We start from the raw sequence: 15,255 nt of genomic DNA, 5'->3' as shown, positions 1-15,255 counted from the left end.
ATTGGCTGATATATTTTCTCCCTCGCCACGTCGTGGCTCATAACAAGTAGTAGGCTCCTCATGACTTACCAACTCTCCTCTGATCTGGGGCCAAACCACCCGCCGGTGAAGGATATCCTCAACGCCCCCGGTGTCTGGGTGGAAGAACCCAATATCCGCAGAGGCGGCGAAAGCGGGGTGCTAAAGGTTGAGGTGGAAGGTTTCACCTTCTACAAAAAGCAGCAGGTTGGGCATATTTACCGCAGCCTGTTGCACCCGTTCGGCTACCCAACGGTTGCCCGCGAAGCCAAGGCCTTGCGCGCTGCCGCTTCGCTTGGCGTGGCTACGCCTGCGCTGCTGCATAGCCATGTGCACAAACAAGCGGGCGAATGGCAGGCCGTGATGGTTACCGCCGCGCTGGACGGGTACCTGTCGCTGGAGGACTTCTACCTGCAAGGCGTGGATAAAACCGTCGGGCCTCGGCGCCACCACGAGATCCTTGAGGCATACGGGCGTGCGCTGGCCAGGTTGAACCTTGGGCGTTGGCAGCATGGTTGCCTGTACCTGAAACATGTATTCGTCGATTTCAGCGAGTCGAGCATCAAGGTAGCCTTGCTCGATTTCGAAAAAGCCCGCCAACGCATGACAGCGACCAAAGCCAGCCGCCATGACCTGCGGCAGGTCAAACGCAGGTCTGGCTGGGAGGCTGCGGAATGGGAGGCCTTCTGCAGAGGCTACCGCTATGGTTACGGCGCTGACGTGGAGCGTCTTCTCTAACCACTCGGATCAACGTGGTGGGCGGTCGCCCACTTTCAGATTTGTCTGAGGATATTTCTCCTGCGGGTCCAGTCGGTAGCCATAACGACTGGACCACCGCTTTTGTGCAGGAGACCTTATGAGTGCCACCAAACGGGAACGTCAGTATCAGGCGTACCAAGCGCTGAAGCAGCTCAGTGATGCTGCCGGCGAAACCATGAAACAGATTGCCTACGACCAGTTTGATCACATCGACTGGCAGGAAACCTGCCGGCTCCACCGCGAGGTATTCGAGCGGTGGATCATCTATGCCCAGGCTCAAGGCCAGCTTCTTTCGAGCCCGAATTCCGATACGCTCAACGCGGTGCCACAATCGGTGGGCGGTTGCCTGCCCACGCGGCGAGGGTGTTAATGATAAATGCAGGTGTGCGCGTGCGGGGTTCTCTGTCTAGAGTTTTCAGTCGAAACACTGATTTCCAAACCACGGAGACTTACCCATGAAGATAAGGACACTTGCGGCTGCAAGCTTGGCGTTTGCCGCCCTGTTGGGGGTGTCGGCCGCCCAGGCTGAAGGCGAACTCGGCAAGGGCGTGCGGCACGATGTGCGTGAAGTCGACAAAGGTGTGGACCACAGCGCCGATGAAGTCGAAAAAGGCATCCACTACGATGGCGAGGAGATGGAGAAAGGCGCCGACCACCTGGACAAGGAACGCCACAAGGCAGACAAGCACGTTGATAAAGAGGTCAAGAAGGACCTGTAGCCATTCTGGACAACCCCAACCTTTAGGCGCTTTGAATGAAAACTATCATCGCAGTTGCGTTCGGCATTCTGCTGGCCACAGGTTTTGCACTGGCCAAGGACCACCAGCATGAATGCGAGGCGGCCTTGGATAAACTGAAGGCAGCGACCGAAACAGACTTCACGCAAAACGGTCATCACGAGCATCAGCAGGCCAAGGAAGCGCATGCGTCCGGGGACTACAAGAAATGCGCTGACCAGGCCAACAAGGCGCTGTCGCATCAGAAGAGCGGCTGATCAAGTCGTTCAGAACGAGCCCAGGATGCGCTGGGCTCACTTACTCTCAGTATTTCGCCCGGATTGTCAGCAGGTAGTTGCGGGGCTCCCCGTAGAAGTTGCCATACTCCGCCATACCCACCGTCGAGTAGTATTTCTTGTCCGTCAGGTTGTTGGCGTTGAGTGACACCGTCCAGTGTGTGTCCAGCGCGTATTCGGCGTGCGCATTCCACACGGCATAGCCCGCCTGCGAAAAGGCGTAGGTGTTGGACGTTTCTTCCAGTTCCCCGTCTGCGCCCCTGGCGTATACCGTACCGCTGACGTAGGCGGGCGTCTGCGCGACAACGCCGCCGCCTACCTTGAACTTGTTCAAGGCGCCCGGGAGTTGGTACGTGGCAAACAATTTGAACAGGTGCTTGGGCGTTACCGTGTTGTAGGCATTGCCGGCAATGTTGTTGCGGGTGGTGTTGAACGTATACCCCAAGGTCGCCTGGAGGCCCTCCGCCAACTGGCCGCTGACTTCCAGGTCTACGCCCTTGCTCACATTTTTGCCGCCGTCACGGTAGCAGCAGTCGGATGCGTCGCCTGGGCGGTCGTAAATGCCTTCGCCGTCGCGGTTCACGTAATAGATGGCCGCGTAGGTATTCACGCGGCCGTCGAACAGCTCGCCCTTGATACCAAACTCGTTGCTCACACCGGTGATGGGTTGCAGCGGTGCGCCTGAACGGTCACGCAATGAGGCCTGGGACTTGTAGATATCGGCGCGGCTGAAGTACAGGCTCCAGGCCGGCGAAAGCGCATAGGTGGCCCCGTAAAAGGGCGTTAGCACGTCCCGGTCGCGGAAGAACGTACCCGATGAAGAGCCGTTGGCATTGCGGCGCGTGTAGCGTTGTTCATAGTTGCTGTAGCGGGTGCCGACAATGAGGTGCAGAGGCTCGGCGATGTGTATCCGCCAGCTGCCATACAGGCCTTTTTGTTCGATGCGCTGGACATCCCGATAACTGAACGCCGAGTCGCTCGCTGAGGAGGGGTAGTCGTGGGGGTCGAACACATAAATATTATCGATTTCCCGGTACGCCCCCTGGCGGTGATCGGACCCAAAGTAGTTGTTTGTCCAGCTGGCCCCAAGCAGGAAGTCGTTCTCGAAACCGCCGAGGGTTTCCGAGCCTTTCACGTTCAGGTCATAGGCCCTGGAATAGTAACCCTGCTGTTGACCCTGCCAATTGGCGGCAGACCCGGCACCGGTTGCCGGATCGATGGCGCCGTAAAAGTTGTAGTAACTGCGGTCTTGGTCCATCACCGCCACCGTGGTGTCCAGGGTGGCAGCCCAGCGCTCGCCCAGCTGTTGGTTCAGGGTGGCGAAGTAGGATTGGGTCTTGCTGTTCTTGTAGTCATGAGCCCCGCCCAAGAAGGTGCTGCGTGGCAACTTCAAGTCTGCACCGTCCAGTGCCCGTGGCCAGCCGTACGCCTGGTCTGCGGACTTCGCGTCGTCGTTGGTCAGGCCTGCCAGCACGGTGGTGGTGTCGGTGATGTCAGCTTCGATCACGCCATAGAACAGGCTGCGCTCGGCATTGGCGGTGTCGTAGAACATATCGCGGTTGTTGTAGACCACCACCGTCCGCCCGCGGACCTTGCCGTCCAGAGCCAGCGGGCCGCTCACGTCCAGCTGTGTGCGGTAGTTGTGCCAGCTGCCCACGGACGTTTCCAGGCCATACTGGTTCTCGAAGGTGGGCTTCTTCCTGACCAGGTTGATGGTGCCACCTGGCTCGCCAGCGCCGGAGAACAGGCCGTCGGAGCCGCGCAGTACTTCTACCCGGTCATAGATAGCCATGTCGTGGTCTTTGGGCGAGTAGGTGGCGTTGTCGATAGGTGCGCCGCCATCCACCCGGTAACTGGTAATTTCAAACCCCCGTGACAGGTAACGGGAGTTGGTGAGGCTGCCCTGATAGGGCGTGATGCCGGTGGTTTGCAGCATCACGTCGTTGATGGAGTTGAGGCCCTGGTCTTCGATCCTTTGCCGGGTCATCACGCTGACAGTTTGCGGCGTGTCCTTGATCGACTGGGGCGTCTTGCCGAGGGTGACCTGCCCCGTGGTGTAGGAACCAGTGCCTTCGCTGACCGTACCTGACCAGCCTGCCGACGCATTGACGTCGGTTGGCTGCAGCTGCAGGGCGTGCTCGTCGCTGGCAACCAGGGTGTAGCTGTTGGCCGAGCGCTCCAACGCCTGCAGGCCGGTACCCTGCAACAGCGCGTGCAGCGCTGCTGCGCCAGTGAGGTGGCCCTTTACCCCCATCGAGCGCTTGGCCAGCGTGGTGGCGGGTTCGAACGACAGGTTTGCCCCGGTGACGCGGGCATAGTCAGCGATGGCGTTCTCCAGGTTACCGCCAGCGATATTGAAGTCGTACTGTGCTGCACTGCCCTGCGCCCAGGCCGCCAATGGATAGACGCTGGCCGCCATCGGTGCGGTGAGCAGGGCTGCAGTGATCACCACTGAGCATGCGCGTTTGTTGAAGGGCGGTGAGGGGTGGGCACTCTGTAGCATGTCGGGTCCTTGAGGTGGCAGTGAAGGGCGTCTTTGCGCCTCTACTGACCTAGTCGGACGAGAATCAAAAACACCAACCCCTGGGCGCTGAATTCACGCAGGTTCCACCGTGGCCCAATAGCGGGTGAAGCGGTTGATACGCACAGGCAGTGTGCCGCTGAGGTTGTCCAACACCCGGTCGGTGTCCCCCAACTGGAATGCCCCCGACACACGCAACCCCGCAACCGCAGGGTCACAGGCCAGGTGCCCCGGGCGGTAGCGTGACAGCTCGTCGATGAACGCCCCCAGGGGCCAGCCACTGACCACCAGCTGGCCGCCACTCCATGCGCCGGTGCCTGCCTGCAGCGGCAGCACCGCGCCGTGGGACGAGGCGGTGAAGCGCAGCTGCTGGCCGGCTTCAAGGTGTACCGTGGCGCCTGCATTAGCCACCTCGATGGCCTGCTCAAGCACGCTGGCCTGGGCCCAGGCGTTCTCGCTGCGCACCAGAAACCGCGCGGCGTGGGTGTGAATTCGGCCTTGTGCAAGCTGCACGATCAGAGGCCGCTGCCCCGGGTCAGTCGCTGTGCCCACCAGCAGTTCGCCATGGTGCAGGGTGATCAGCCGCTCGGTGGCGCTGAAGTCGATGCCCATGGCCGTGCGGGTGTTGAGCGTGACCTGCGTGCCATCCGGTAGCCGCACCTGCTGACGCTGGGCAGTGGCTGTACGATAGGTGGCCAGCGCGCCTTGCCAGGGTGTGACGCTTGCCGCCAGGCCCGCCGCGCTGGCTGCCATGAGCACCCCCAGGACTTTCAACACACTGCGCCTGTCGACGACGGTGGCCTGCAGCAGGGGCCGTGCCGTGACCCCGTCCAGGCGGCCGAAGCTGGCCTGCAAGCGTTCTACCCGCGCCCAGGCCTGAGCGTGGTGCGGGTGGCTGCGTAACCATTCGGCGTGGGCCTTGCAGGCCTGTTCATCGCCCTGGTTGAGGGCAACGTACCAGGTGGCAGCTGCCTCCAGCGTTTTGATGTCCAGCGTATCGTTCAAGGCTCAGTCATCCATCAGCAGCAGGCAATGGGTCATGGCCCGTACGAAATGCTTGCTCACGGTATTGGTCGACAACCCCAGCTGGCGTGCGATTTCCACGTGCTTCAACCCGTCGAGCTGTGCCAGCAAAAACACCTCGCGGGTGCGTGTACCCAGGCCGTCCAACAGTTTGTCGATCTGCACAAGGGCTTGCATGATCATCTCGCGCTGCTCGGCGCAGATCGAAACAGGCGTGGGCGCAGCTGCCAGGCTGTCCAGATAGGCTTGCTCCAGTAGCCGACGCCGGTACTGGTCGATCATCAGGCTGCGGGCGATGCGGCTCAGGTAGCCGCGAGGGAAGCTCAGGCGAACCTGCTGGCGCTGCGCGAGCAGGCGCACGAATGTGTCCTGTGCGATGTCGGCAGCCTGTTCACGGCACCCCAACTTGCGTCTTAGCCAGTGGCGCAGCCATTCGCTGTGTTCAGCATACAGGGCGTGAAACGATTGAGGTTCGGAGGTGTGGGACATCAACAGCAAACCCGTAGGCAGTTTTACTGATAATGTATCTCATTAGTATATTGCCTGCCTACAGGGTGCCCGCCGCCCCTCCCACCGCATTCACGCCCTCCAGGGTGGTAAACGAAATATCTTTGGCGGTGAGCAGAAAGTCGCTCATGTAAGCCATCTCCAGCATGTCGCTTCGTACCCCGGCGTACAACGTTGCCTGCACGCCTTCAGCGCCCAGGCGCCTGGCGAGCACGTAGCCACGGGTGGTGTATTCATGCACCGCCCAGTTTGGCAGGCAGCAGACACCCCGGCCGCTGGCCACCAGTTGCATCATCATGATGGTCATTTCTGCCGTGCGTACCTGTGCGGGTTCAAGGTCGGCCGGGTCCAGGAAGCGGGTGAAGATGTCCAGCCGGTCGCGCTCGATGGGGTAGGTGATCAAGGTTTGCCCGGTGAGGTCGGCAGGTTCCACGTAGGCTTTTGCACGCAGCGCATGGTGTTTGTCGATGGCCAGCACGGCCTCGTACCCGAACAGCGGCACGTAGGTGATGCCGGGCAGAGGAATGGGGTCGGAGGTGACCACCAGGTCCAGGTCGCCGCGTGCCAAGGCCGGCAGTGGCGCAAACGACAGCCCCGACGCGAGGTCCAGTTCCACCTCTGGCCAGGCGCTGCGAAACTCGTCCAGCGAGGGCATCAGCCACTGGTAGCAACTGTGGCATTCGATAGCGATGTGCAACCGGTCCGCCGCACCGCCTGCCAGTTTGGCCAGGTTACGCTCGGTGCTGCGGATAAGCGGCAGCACCTGGTCCGCCAACTGCAACAGCTTCAAGCCTGCAGTGGTGAAACGCACCGGTTTGGACTTGCGCACGAACACCGGCATGCCCACCCGGCTTTCCAGCTCGCGAAACTGATGCGACAGCGCCGACTGGGTCAGGTGCAGGCGTTCGGCAGCGTCGGGCAGGCTATCGGCCTCGCGCAGGGCACGCAGGGTGCGCAGGTGTCTGAGGTCGATCACGGGCAGCGCTAAGGCAGTTGCTGCGCAGCGAGCTCACGGCGCACGATGTCGGCACCTGCACTCAGCGCCCGCAACTTGCCATTGGCCACCTGGCGGGGCAGAGGTGCCATGCCGCAGTTGGTGCACGGGTACAGCTTGTCGGCATCGACAAACGCCAGTGCCTTGCGCAGCGTATTGGCCACTTCCTCGGGCGTTTCGACGGCGTGGGTTGCCACGTCGATGGCACCTACCATCACCTTCTTGCCACGGATCAGTTCGATGAGGTCCATGGGCACGCGCGAGTTGTGGCACTCCAGCGAAACGATGTCGATGCTGGACTGCTGCAGTTTCGGGAACGCTTCCTCGTACTGGCGCCACTCCGAACCCAGTGTCTTTTTCCAGTCGGTGTTGGCCTTGATGCCGTAGCCGTAACAGATATGCACGGCGGTTTCGCATTTCAGGCCTTCGATAGCCCGCTCTAACGTTGCCACACCCCAGTCGTTCACCTCGTCGAAGAACACATTGAACGCGGGTTCGTCGAACTGGATGATGTCCACGCCAGCCGCTTCCAGCTCGCGGGCTTCCTGGTTGAGAATCTTGGCGAATTCCCAGGCCAGCTTTTCGCGGCTCTTGTAGTGGCTGTCGTAGAGCGTGTCGATCATGGTCATCGGGCCAGGCAATGCCCACTTGATAGGCTGGCGGGTTTGCTGGCGCAGGAACCGCGCATCCTCTACGAACACCGGCTTGAGGCGGGCTACCTCGCCGACCACCGTGGGCACGCTGGCATCGTAGCGGTCACGGATTCGGACGGTTTCGCGCTTTTCGAAATCAACGCCGCTGAGGTGTTCGATGAACGTGGTAACGAAGTGCTGACGGGTCTGTTCGCCGTCGCTGACAATATCGATGCCGGCGTGCTGTTGTTCTTGGAGCGCCAGGCGCAATGCATCCTGCTTGCCTTCGCGCAGGCCTGCGTCTTGCAGCTTCCACGGTGACCACAGGGTTTCAGGCTCTGCGAGCCAGGAGGGTTTCGGCAAGCTGCCGGCGGTGGAAGTGGGCAATAACGTTTTCATGGACAGTAGCCTTGCATGCAGGGGCGGTCAGGCCGCGTAGTTCGCGGACCATTGCTCGAGAATCGTGTGGTAGGGCGTGATGAAGTGCGCTTCGGCAAATCGCCCTTGTTCAATGGCCAGCCGGCTGCGCTCTTCGCGGTCGTACACGATGCGCGTCAGCGAGTAATCACCGTGCTCGAGGCTGGGCTGGTAAGTGGCGCCTGCCACGGCATTGGCATTGTAGATTTCAGGCCGGTAGATCTTCTGGAAGGTGTCCATCGTGCTGACAATGCTGATCAGTTCCAGGGCGGTGTAATCGTTAAGCAGGTCCCCGGCGAAATAGAAGGCCAGCGGCGCGACACTGTTGGGCGGCATGAAGTAGCGAACGCGCAACCCCATCTTTGCAAAATAGTCATCGGTCAGGGAGTACGCGTCCTGCTGGTACTCGTAACCCAATACCGGGTGCTGGTTCTCGGTACGACGGTAGGTGCGGCTGCTGGAGACACTCAGGCAAATAACCGGCTGTTTTTCAAAGTGCGCCCGGTAGGCGTCCGATTGCAGGAAATGTTTGAACAGCTTGCCATGCAACTCGCCGAAGTGCGCAGGGGTGCTGAATGCCTTGCGGTCGCGGTTGTGCTCCAGCAGCACGACACTGAAATCATAATCGCGCACGTAGGACGAAAAGTTATTACCGACGACGCCTGGCAGGCGGGCCCCTGTTTGCTGGTCGACAACGGTGGTTTTAAGAATTTCGATCAGGGGCAGGGCGGTGCCGCTGCGCCCGCTGCCGATCGCCATTTCGACAGAAATGATATCCAGTTCTACGCGGTAACGGTCGGCGTTTGGGTTGTCCCAATGGGCCAGGGCATTGAAGCGGTTATTGATCATGCCCAAGGTATTGCGCAGGTTTTCCTGGCGCTGCTCACCCCTCGCCAAGTTGGCAAAGTTGGTGGTGATGCGGGTGTTTTCGCAGGGGCGATAATGTTCGTCAAAACTGACGCTTTTAAGGCTGAATGTAAACGGGGAAGTTGTCATGATCGCGAGGTCCACTCAGATGCCAAGGCCTTCAAATTGAGGGGCATCTTAAAGTGGCGCATTGGCCAGGCGGAACTGAAACGATTTCAGCCCGCCTTCAATCCTGTTCATGACGTGACCGGCGCACTGTTTCAGGCCGGGGTGGCTACCTTGTGGAACCGCCGCGCCAGAAACGGCGTGATATCCAGCGGCAGGGCCTCGTCGTGGATCACTTTGTCCAGCATGACCCCTGTGATGGCCGAGGTCAGGATGCCGGTGCGGAAATGCCCGCAGGCATTGAAGTACCCCGGCATGTCGTCCACGGGGCCCAGAATCGGCAGTTCATCTGGCGAGCCTGGCCGCAGGCCGGCCCAGGTGCGCTTCAGGTTGACGTCGGCCAGTGCCGGCACGCAACGGGTTGCACCCTGCACCAGGCTGCTGATCTCCGGGAATGTGGTGGTGACGTCATAGCCCTTTTCCTCGGTGGTACTGCCTATCAGGATTTCGCCGTTATCCTTCTGTGCCATGTAGCAATCGCTGGTGGTGATGCAGCCGTTCAGCAGCTTGGGCAGGCGCTCGGTCAATACGATCTGGCCTTTCACCGGCTTCACCGGAATGGACAGCCCCGTGGCCCATTCACTCAGCTCAGCGGCCCAGGCACCGGCTGCGTTGATCAGGGTGTTGCAATGGAAATCCCCCGCCTGCGCCGTGCGCACGCCCTTGACCCGCCCACCTTGGTGCAACACGCCTGTGACCGGGGTGTTGAGGTACAGGTCGACACCGTTCTGCCGCGCCGCTTCCATATACGCATCGCCCAGGCGATAAGGGCTCACCTGGTGGTCGCAGAGAAACTCCAGGGCGCCATTGGCCTGGTCGGTGACGGCGGGCTCCGTTTCGCGCAAGGCCTTGCGGTCCAGCCAGCGCACCTGCGCCTGCAGGTGCGGGATGTGCCGCACGATGTGCTCGGCGTACAGCTGGTCCTCGTCGTCTTGGATCACGTACTTGAGGCCAGTGCGCTCGAACTTGAAGTCCATGCCATGGCGTTCGATCAGTTCCTGGTGTAGCTGGGGGTACAGCGCATTGGACTGTAAGGCCAGGTCGAAAAAACACTGGGGCAGGATGTGCGGTGTACTCGAATCCACCGCCACTGCCGCGCCATGGGCCTGGCGCTTGGCCTGGGACGAGAGCATGCGAAAGAAGATTACCCCGCAGCCCAGGCCCACCGATTCGCCGATGGCCCACAGCCCCCCGGCCGAGGCGCGGGTGGCGTTGCCAGGGCGCTTGTCGTCGATCAGCGCGATGCGCAGGTTACCGCGCTTTGACAGCTGGTACGCACACGAAGCGCCAATTACCCCGGCGCCGGCGATTACGATGTCGTAGGTCTTGTTCATGTCAGGCCTCCGTGCCCAGGTGCTTGAATGCGGAGAACGGGACGGGGTCCACCGGGAACCTCGGTCTTAACCAGCCCACGTCGGAGCGGCCGGTGGCGGCGCGCAGCCGGTCGCTGCAATAGCCCACGCACATGCGCCCCTGGCAGTCGCCCATGCTGACCCGGGTGCGCATTTTCAGCCCGGCCATGTCCTGCACGCCCTGCTGCAGGGCGAGGTCGATGGCATCCCGGGTGACCTGTTCGCAGCGGCAGATCACCGTGTCGGCCTGTGGCAGTTCCACTTGCGCGGGGCCCCGTGCGGTGTAGCGCTCCACCCCGGAGCGAAAGCGGCCAATGCCCGCCAGTTGCCCCAGGTAACGCTCGCGCCGCTCGATGGCCTGCTCGGTGTTGAGCACGCCGCGCTGGTGCAGAATAGACACCGCCGCTATACGCCCGGTCAGCATCGCTGCCTCACCCCCGCGGATGCCGGCCATGTCCCCGGCCAGGTGTATGTGCGGCAGGTTGCTCTGCTGCCACGCGTTGTATTCAGCACGCAGGTAACCGTCTGCGCTATAGCCATGGGCCAGCCCCAACTGCTGGCTTAGCTGTGTGCGTGGAATGAAGCCATAACCCACCGCCAGGGTTTGCACCGACTCGCGCTGCACCCGTTTCAGGTCGGCCTGCCAGGCCTGGTCGTAGGGCGCAACGCTGACCTCGCTCAACTCCCCCTCGCCACGCGCCGCCACCACGCCCCAGCCGTAGTGCATGGGGATGCCATGCAATTTGAGATAGCCCAGCATGCTCAGGCCATCGAGAAACAGCTGCGGCTTGTTCATCAGCGCCAGGGTCTCCCGGGCAATGCGGGAGAAGGCACAGGCCTCATATACACCTGCTACTTTGGCGCCGGCCGCATGCAGTTGGCAGGCAACCAGTGGCAGCAACGGGCCGGTACCGGCAATCAAGGTACGGCCCAGCGGCTTCACCACGTTGCTCTTGATCTGCAACTGCAACCCGCCCAGCAGCATCACCCCGGGCAAGGTCCAGCCCGGAAATGGCACATTGCGTTCGTGGCAGCCTGCCGCCAGTACCAGTTGTTCATAGCCCACCGGCTGCAGCTGCTCCAGCTCGTCGAGCACCATCAGGTTCTGGTTGTCGGCACCTACTACGCGGCTGTTGAGGCGCAGGTCGATGTGCCTGGCGCAGGTGGCGAAGTCTGCATGCAGCTTGCCCAGCGCCTTGCTGTAGCGGGCGCCCAGGTAACCCACGTCTACACCGCTTCTCAGTGGCCCGCGAAACACCACGCCGCCGGGGCGCGACGCTTCGTCGATGAGCACACTGCCCACCCCTTCATTGGCCAGCTCGATGGCGGCAGCCATGCCGGCCGAGCCACCGCCGACAATTACTGGGCGCATGCTCATGCCGACACCCCGCTGCAGATCGGGTTGACCAGCGTTTCGACACGCATGCCCGGGCGTACCACGGTCTGGCAGGCGCGACGCTTGGCGCGCCCGTCGATGGCCACCAGGCAGCAATGGCACACCCCCATGCCGCAGAACGCGCCACTGACCTGGCCGTGGTCGTTGCGCGCCAGCTGGCGCAAGCCCACAGCGTTGAGCACGCTGAGCACCGTTTCGCCCGGGGCTGCGTTGACGGGAGATCCATTGATATGGAGGGTGATGGGGTCAGCCGCAAGCGGCTGGATATCGAGGGTTCGTTCCATGAAGTATTCCTGCAATCCGTGTGCATGGGGTGGCACAGAGTACGGAAGATAGTTGCAGGAAAAATTGACCTGGAGCGGTGAATTAGGTGGATTTTGTTGTAGGTAAAAACATGAGATGACAGCCGGTCAAGCCGCATGCGAGGTCAGCATCAGCCTTCGGGAAGGCCGATGCCACAAACGAACTCATCAGAACCTAACCGGTGTGATCCGTACTCCACAACGTAATCTGCACCGCGTCGGCGGGCTTCCACGGTTGCGGTAGCGTGGTCGGCATACACATCCACCAAATGCCACGGATGGCGATCACGCAATACACCCCACCCAAACACCCAGCCTTCTTTGAAAGGGTCTTTGGGCAGGTTTTTCGCAAGGCTGCGAATGGTCATGCAAGGCTCCTGATAACACCCGAACTCAGGGCAGGTACAGGATGGTGTAGGACGCGTCACACTTGGGGCCGAGCACTACAGGTTTCTCGAACAGCGTAGTACCGGTCAGCCCGACGCCGTAATGTGCACCGCTGGCTTTTTCCAGGCGAGCCCACAAACCCAGGTCATGGATCTCGATGCGCGTCGCCACGCGGGCATGGTGGCCGAGTTCGTACTCGATGCGCTCTACAACATCTTTGGCTTCTTCTTCTGTCATGCTGTGTGCTCCTCGCCAAACCAAGTACCGCCCACACCCAGGTGGATACCTGGCATGAGCCCTCACAATTAATTAGAGCCCAAGACAGTCGGGTTGGTTCTTTTACCCGACGGACGTGAGGTGCGCGTGCCACCCACCTGAATTTCTGAACTCTTCAAACTAGCGCCGCCTCAATTGAGAAATATCTTGAGGCAATATTTCGATGCTCCCACACAGCCAGCAAGGTCAAGGCCCCATCACGTTTGTGTTGATGCATTTTCTGGGTGGATCCCACCGCACGTGGGGCCCCACGTTGCCGTTTCTTGACCGCGAACACACCTGTGTGGCGCTGAATACGCCGGGCTACGGCGATGCTCGTGACGTTACGGGTTATACGGTCGAGCAGATGGCAGACCATGTAGACCTCAGCATTCGTGAGCTCGGGCTGCAGCGTTGCATTCTTGTGGGCCATTCCATGACCGGCAAGGTAGCCGTGGTGCTGGCTTCGCGCCGGCCGGCCTACCTGCAAGGGCTGGTGCTGGTAGCGCCATCGCCACCCGGCCCACAACCGATGAGCGACAGCGACCGTGATAGGCAGCGTGCCTACGGCGCTTCCAGGGAAGAGGCGGAGGCGTTTGTTGATGAATCCAGTTGCCACCGTTTGCCCGAAGCCCTGCGCGAAGTCGCGATTGCCGATGCCCAGTCGGTAAACCTGGAAGCCTGGCGCGCCTGGGTTGATCACGGCAGCCGCGAGGACTGGGAATACCGCATCGGCACCTTGCCTTACCCTGCGCTGCTGATATGCGGCAGTGATGACGTACAGGTCCCCGGCCCAGATGAGCAGCAGCGCACCACCTTGTCCCATTTCCCGGACCACCTGCTGCTGACGCTCCCCGGTGCAGGTCACCTGATGCCCTTGCAAACCCCGCAGGCGTTGGCCCACCCCATGCTCAAATTTGCTGAACGTATCGCTGCATCTACCCCTGAAGGAGAACGTTGATGGACTTAGGCTTGAGTAACCGTGTAGCTCTCATCAGCGGCGCCGCTGGCGGGATAGGCCTGGCAACCGCACACCTGTTGGCGGGTGAGGGTGTAAAGCTGGTATTGACGGACATGGACCCGGACAAGCTGAAAAAGGCTACAGCTGACCTGCAGGGCGAGCCCCTGTTGATTGCCGCAGACATGACTGACCAAGGGGAAGTCGATGGGCTTGTGCGCCAAGCAGAAGCCCACTTTGGCCAGGTGGATATCGTCGTGCACACCGCAGGGGTCACCGGTGCCAAGGGCGACCCGCTCGAGCTGGCGGATGCCGACTACCAGGAGGCCTGGGACACTGACTTCTTCAGCGCTGTGCGCATTGCCCGGGCGGCCATCCCGGCCATGCGCAAACGGGGTTGGGGCCGCCTGGTGTGCATCACCTCGGAAAACGCGGTGCAGCCGTATTGGGAAGAGGCCGTGTACAACGTGGCCAAGGCCGCGCTGGCAGCTTTCATCAAGAACCTGTCATACAAGGAAGCAGCCCACGGTGTGCTGTGCAACACCGTATCCCCGGCCTTTATCGAAACAGGCATGACCGACGGCATGATGAAAAAGCGTGCCGAGGAAAAGGGCGTCAGTTTCGACGAGGCGGTGAAGAGCTTCCTGGAAGAAGAGCGCCCGGGCATCGTGCAACAGCGGCGTGGCCAGCCAGAAGAGGTGGCGGCAGCCATCGCCTTGCTGGTATCCGAGCGGGCGTCCTTCATCAATGGCAGCAACCTGCGGGTTGACGGCGGGTCGGTGCAGAGCGTTCAGAACTGACCGGTGCCATGCAGCGGGCTGCAATGCGGCCCGCTGCGCCGCCATGGCACAGTTTCAAGGCCTCAGCCGGAAACAGGCTCGATTAAATGGGCGCCTTCGCAGCGCACGTTACCCACACTGGCATCCACCTTGTGCCAGGTAAAGGCTGAGGCTGGGCGGCCGCCGCTGTACACGATGGCCTCTGCCCGTTGCACCGTCGTGCGCGGATCCAGCCATTCCCTAGCCAGGGCTGGTGTAAGCACCAGCGGCTTGCGGGCGTGAATAGCCGCAAGTTTTCCATCCGCAGCCGTAGTAAGCACCACGAAACCACCACCCTGTTCAGGCCTTGCATCTGCCAGGGCGGCGAAGAACAGCGCCTCCCCGTTGGCCGCCTGTATATGGTAAGGCTGCTTGCCTTTTAGCGCGCCAGGGTCGCTGATCCACTCGAACCAACCATTTGCCGGCGCCAAGGCGCGCCCACCGGGCCACAGCGCTTTGAAGAAAGGCGATTGCGTGACCGTTTCGGCCCGTGCATTGATGGGCACCGGGCCCTTGCCAGTGGCCCAGGGTGGCGCCCAACCCCACGGCACCTTGCCCACGCTCAAGCCACCTGGCGCTTCACGTATAAGCGCCGCCTGGCTACGCGGCGCTACGTTGTAGCGGTTGATCGGCGCTTCGTCATAGCCGCTGATGACCACCAGGTCCAGGCCCAGCTGGCGCAGGTAGAAGTCCATGCTCTCGTAGAGCGAATAGCGCCCGCACATGGTTTACCTCCCGTCGCTGCTGCTGGCTCGCCAGCACTGCAGGGTATTTGATCTGTATGTTTATACAGTTTGTTCTGCCTGCGCAGTAAAGGCCAGCGGCCGTGCAGCGATACCGACGGGCGGGTTTGCGCAACGTAGCAGAGAAGG

At 61.4% G+C, this 15,255-nt stretch carries 18 protein-coding genes; 6 read left to right on the top strand and 12 right to left on the bottom strand.

What is annotated here, in order from left to right; translation table 11 throughout:
- The first annotated feature begins 60 nt into the window (after nucleotides 1-60).
- The 4 genes from IAE33_RS04185 to IAE33_RS04170 all read left to right on the top strand — a co-directional run bounded on the left by IAE33_RS04185 (nucleotide 61) and on the right by IAE33_RS04170 (nucleotide 1,771).
- On the top strand, nucleotides 61-756 hold the full coding sequence (locus tag IAE33_RS04185) for a lipopolysaccharide kinase InaA family protein (protein WP_201162388.1): 696 nt from the start codon (nucleotides 61-63) through the stop codon (nucleotides 754-756).
- A gap of 118 nt (nucleotides 757-874) precedes the next feature.
- Nucleotides 875-1,147: a hypothetical protein gene (locus tag IAE33_RS04180; protein WP_201162386.1), complete on the top strand. Its 273-nt coding sequence runs from the start codon at nucleotides 875-877 to the stop codon at nucleotides 1,145-1,147.
- 85 nt (nucleotides 1,148-1,232) lie between these two features.
- Nucleotides 1,233-1,496, top strand: a complete 264-nt coding sequence (locus IAE33_RS04175; RefSeq protein ID WP_201162384.1) for a hypothetical protein — start codon at nucleotides 1,233-1,235, stop codon at nucleotides 1,494-1,496.
- Between the two features lie 35 nt (nucleotides 1,497-1,531).
- On the top strand, nucleotides 1,532-1,771 hold the full coding sequence (locus IAE33_RS04170) for a hypothetical protein (RefSeq protein ID WP_201162382.1): 240 nt from the start codon (nucleotides 1,532-1,534) through the stop codon (nucleotides 1,769-1,771).
- Nucleotides 1,772-1,817: 46 nt separating this feature from the next.
- On the opposite strand, the gene IAE33_RS04165 is transcribed toward IAE33_RS04170, so the two are convergent.
- From IAE33_RS04165 to IAE33_RS04115, 11 genes are all read right to left on the bottom strand, one after another.
- A complete protein-coding gene (locus IAE33_RS04165) occupies nucleotides 1,818-4,292 on the bottom strand; it encodes a TonB-dependent siderophore receptor (protein WP_201162380.1) in 2,475 nt (824 codons plus the stop codon).
- Nucleotides 4,293-4,385: 93 nt separating this feature from the next.
- Complete coding sequence (locus tag IAE33_RS04160) at nucleotides 4,386-5,315, bottom strand: FecR domain-containing protein (protein WP_201162378.1); 930 nt, start codon at nucleotides 5,313-5,315, stop codon at nucleotides 4,386-4,388.
- 3 nt (nucleotides 5,316-5,318) lie between these two features.
- Complete coding sequence (locus tag IAE33_RS04155) at nucleotides 5,319-5,822, bottom strand: sigma-70 family RNA polymerase sigma factor (RefSeq protein ID WP_201162376.1); 504 nt, start codon at nucleotides 5,820-5,822, stop codon at nucleotides 5,319-5,321.
- A 58-nt stretch (nucleotides 5,823-5,880) separates the two neighbouring features.
- Nucleotides 5,881-6,816 carry a LysR family transcriptional regulator gene (locus IAE33_RS04150; RefSeq protein ID WP_201162374.1) on the bottom strand — a complete coding sequence of 312 codons (936 nt, stop codon included), beginning with the start codon at nucleotides 6,814-6,816 and terminating at the stop codon, nucleotides 5,881-5,883.
- An 8-nt stretch (nucleotides 6,817-6,824) separates the two neighbouring features.
- Complete coding sequence (locus tag IAE33_RS04145) at nucleotides 6,825-7,865, bottom strand: methionine synthase (protein WP_201162372.1); 1,041 nt, start codon at nucleotides 7,863-7,865, stop codon at nucleotides 6,825-6,827.
- A 27-nt stretch (nucleotides 7,866-7,892) separates the two neighbouring features.
- Nucleotides 7,893-8,879, bottom strand: a complete 987-nt coding sequence (locus tag IAE33_RS04140) for a DUF1852 domain-containing protein (protein WP_201162370.1) — start codon at nucleotides 8,877-8,879, stop codon at nucleotides 7,893-7,895.
- Nucleotides 8,880-9,010: 131 nt separating this feature from the next.
- Nucleotides 9,011-10,249 carry a cyanide-forming glycine dehydrogenase subunit HcnC gene (gene hcnC, locus IAE33_RS04135; protein ID WP_201162368.1) on the bottom strand — a complete coding sequence of 413 codons (1,239 nt, stop codon included), beginning with the start codon at nucleotides 10,247-10,249 and terminating at the stop codon, nucleotides 9,011-9,013.
- Between the two features lies 1 nt (nucleotide 10,250).
- Nucleotides 10,251-11,645, bottom strand: a complete 1,395-nt coding sequence (gene hcnB / locus IAE33_RS04130) for a cyanide-forming glycine dehydrogenase subunit HcnB (protein ID WP_201162367.1) — start codon at nucleotides 11,643-11,645, stop codon at nucleotides 10,251-10,253.
- Nucleotides 11,642-11,947, bottom strand: a complete 306-nt coding sequence (locus IAE33_RS04125) for a (2Fe-2S)-binding protein (RefSeq protein ID WP_201162366.1) — start codon at nucleotides 11,945-11,947, stop codon at nucleotides 11,642-11,644. The genes hcnB and IAE33_RS04125 overlap by 4 nt, the downstream gene beginning before the upstream one ends.
- Before the next feature lie 149 nt (nucleotides 11,948-12,096).
- Nucleotides 12,097-12,333 (bottom strand): hypothetical protein, encoded by a 237-nt coding sequence (locus tag IAE33_RS04120; protein ID WP_201162365.1) that lies wholly within the window; start codon nucleotides 12,331-12,333, stop codon nucleotides 12,097-12,099.
- A 25-nt stretch (nucleotides 12,334-12,358) separates the two neighbouring features.
- Nucleotides 12,359-12,589 carry a hypothetical protein gene (locus tag IAE33_RS04115; protein WP_033728001.1) on the bottom strand — a complete coding sequence of 77 codons (231 nt, stop codon included), beginning with the start codon at nucleotides 12,587-12,589 and terminating at the stop codon, nucleotides 12,359-12,361.
- Between the two features lie 202 nt (nucleotides 12,590-12,791).
- On the opposite strand from IAE33_RS04115, the gene IAE33_RS04110 reads away from it, so the two are divergent.
- Together IAE33_RS04110 and IAE33_RS04105 are read left to right on the top strand one after the other, a co-directional pair.
- Nucleotides 12,792-13,568 carry an alpha/beta fold hydrolase gene (locus IAE33_RS04110; RefSeq protein ID WP_201162364.1) on the top strand — a complete coding sequence of 259 codons (777 nt, stop codon included), beginning with the start codon at nucleotides 12,792-12,794 and terminating at the stop codon, nucleotides 13,566-13,568.
- Complete coding sequence (locus tag IAE33_RS04105) at nucleotides 13,568-14,365, top strand: SDR family NAD(P)-dependent oxidoreductase (protein WP_201162363.1); 798 nt, start codon at nucleotides 13,568-13,570, stop codon at nucleotides 14,363-14,365. The genes IAE33_RS04110 and IAE33_RS04105 overlap by 1 nt, the downstream gene beginning before the upstream one ends.
- Nucleotides 14,366-14,427: 62 nt before the next feature.
- Here the strand turns inward: IAE33_RS04105 and IAE33_RS04100 are convergent, their stop codons facing one another.
- Nucleotides 14,428-15,108, bottom strand: a complete 681-nt coding sequence (locus IAE33_RS04100) for an SOS response-associated peptidase family protein (protein ID WP_201162362.1) — start codon at nucleotides 15,106-15,108, stop codon at nucleotides 14,428-14,430.
- Nucleotides 15,109-15,255 lie beyond the last annotated feature (147 nt).

The organism is Pseudomonas sp. S60 (assembly GCF_016647865.1).
In the GTDB taxonomy this organism is placed as follows: domain Bacteria; phylum Pseudomonadota; class Gammaproteobacteria; order Pseudomonadales; family Pseudomonadaceae; genus Aquipseudomonas; species Aquipseudomonas parafulva.
Note: the sequence above shows the minus strand (reverse complement) of the source record. Positions and strands in the feature narration are given on the sequence as shown.

Bases quoted from the DNA above. Each gene is read 5' to 3' on its own strand.
- IAE33_RS04170 (WP_201162382.1), top strand. From the start codon at position 1,532: ATGAAAACTATCATCGCAGTTGCGTTCGGCATTCTGCTGGCCACAGGT.
- hcnB (WP_201162367.1), bottom strand. From the start codon at position 11,645: ATGAGCATGCGCCCAGTAATTGTCGGCGGTGGCTCGGCCGGCATGGCT.
- IAE33_RS04140 (WP_201162370.1), bottom strand. From the start codon at position 8,879: ATGACAACTTCCCCGTTTACATTCAGCCTTAAAAGCGTCAGTTTTGAC.
- IAE33_RS04100 (WP_201162362.1), bottom strand. From the start codon at position 15,108: ATGTGCGGGCGCTATTCGCTCTACGAGAGCATGGACTTCTACCTGCGC.
- IAE33_RS04180 (WP_201162386.1), top strand. From the start codon at position 875: ATGAGTGCCACCAAACGGGAACGTCAGTATCAGGCGTACCAAGCGCTG.
- IAE33_RS04145 (WP_201162372.1), bottom strand. From the start codon at position 7,865: ATGAAAACGTTATTGCCCACTTCCACCGCCGGCAGCTTGCCGAAACCC.
- IAE33_RS04175 (WP_201162384.1), top strand. From the start codon at position 1,233: ATGAAGATAAGGACACTTGCGGCTGCAAGCTTGGCGTTTGCCGCCCTG.
- IAE33_RS04185 (WP_201162388.1), top strand. From the start codon at position 61: ATGACTTACCAACTCTCCTCTGATCTGGGGCCAAACCACCCGCCGGTG.
- IAE33_RS04115 (WP_033728001.1), bottom strand. From the start codon at position 12,589: ATGACAGAAGAAGAAGCCAAAGATGTTGTAGAGCGCATCGAGTACGAA.
- IAE33_RS04165 (WP_201162380.1), bottom strand. From the start codon at position 4,292: ATGCTACAGAGTGCCCACCCCTCACCGCCCTTCAACAAACGCGCATGC.
- IAE33_RS04110 (WP_201162364.1), top strand. From the start codon at position 12,792: ATGCTCCCACACAGCCAGCAAGGTCAAGGCCCCATCACGTTTGTGTTG.
- IAE33_RS04120 (WP_201162365.1), bottom strand. From the start codon at position 12,333: ATGACCATTCGCAGCCTTGCGAAAAACCTGCCCAAAGACCCTTTCAAA.
- IAE33_RS04125 (WP_201162366.1), bottom strand. From the start codon at position 11,947: ATGGAACGAACCCTCGATATCCAGCCGCTTGCGGCTGACCCCATCACC.
- IAE33_RS04155 (WP_201162376.1), bottom strand. From the start codon at position 5,822: ATGTCCCACACCTCCGAACCTCAATCGTTTCACGCCCTGTATGCTGAA.
- hcnC (WP_201162368.1), bottom strand. From the start codon at position 10,249: ATGAACAAGACCTACGACATCGTAATCGCCGGCGCCGGGGTAATTGGC.
- IAE33_RS04105 (WP_201162363.1), top strand. From the start codon at position 13,568: ATGGACTTAGGCTTGAGTAACCGTGTAGCTCTCATCAGCGGCGCCGCT.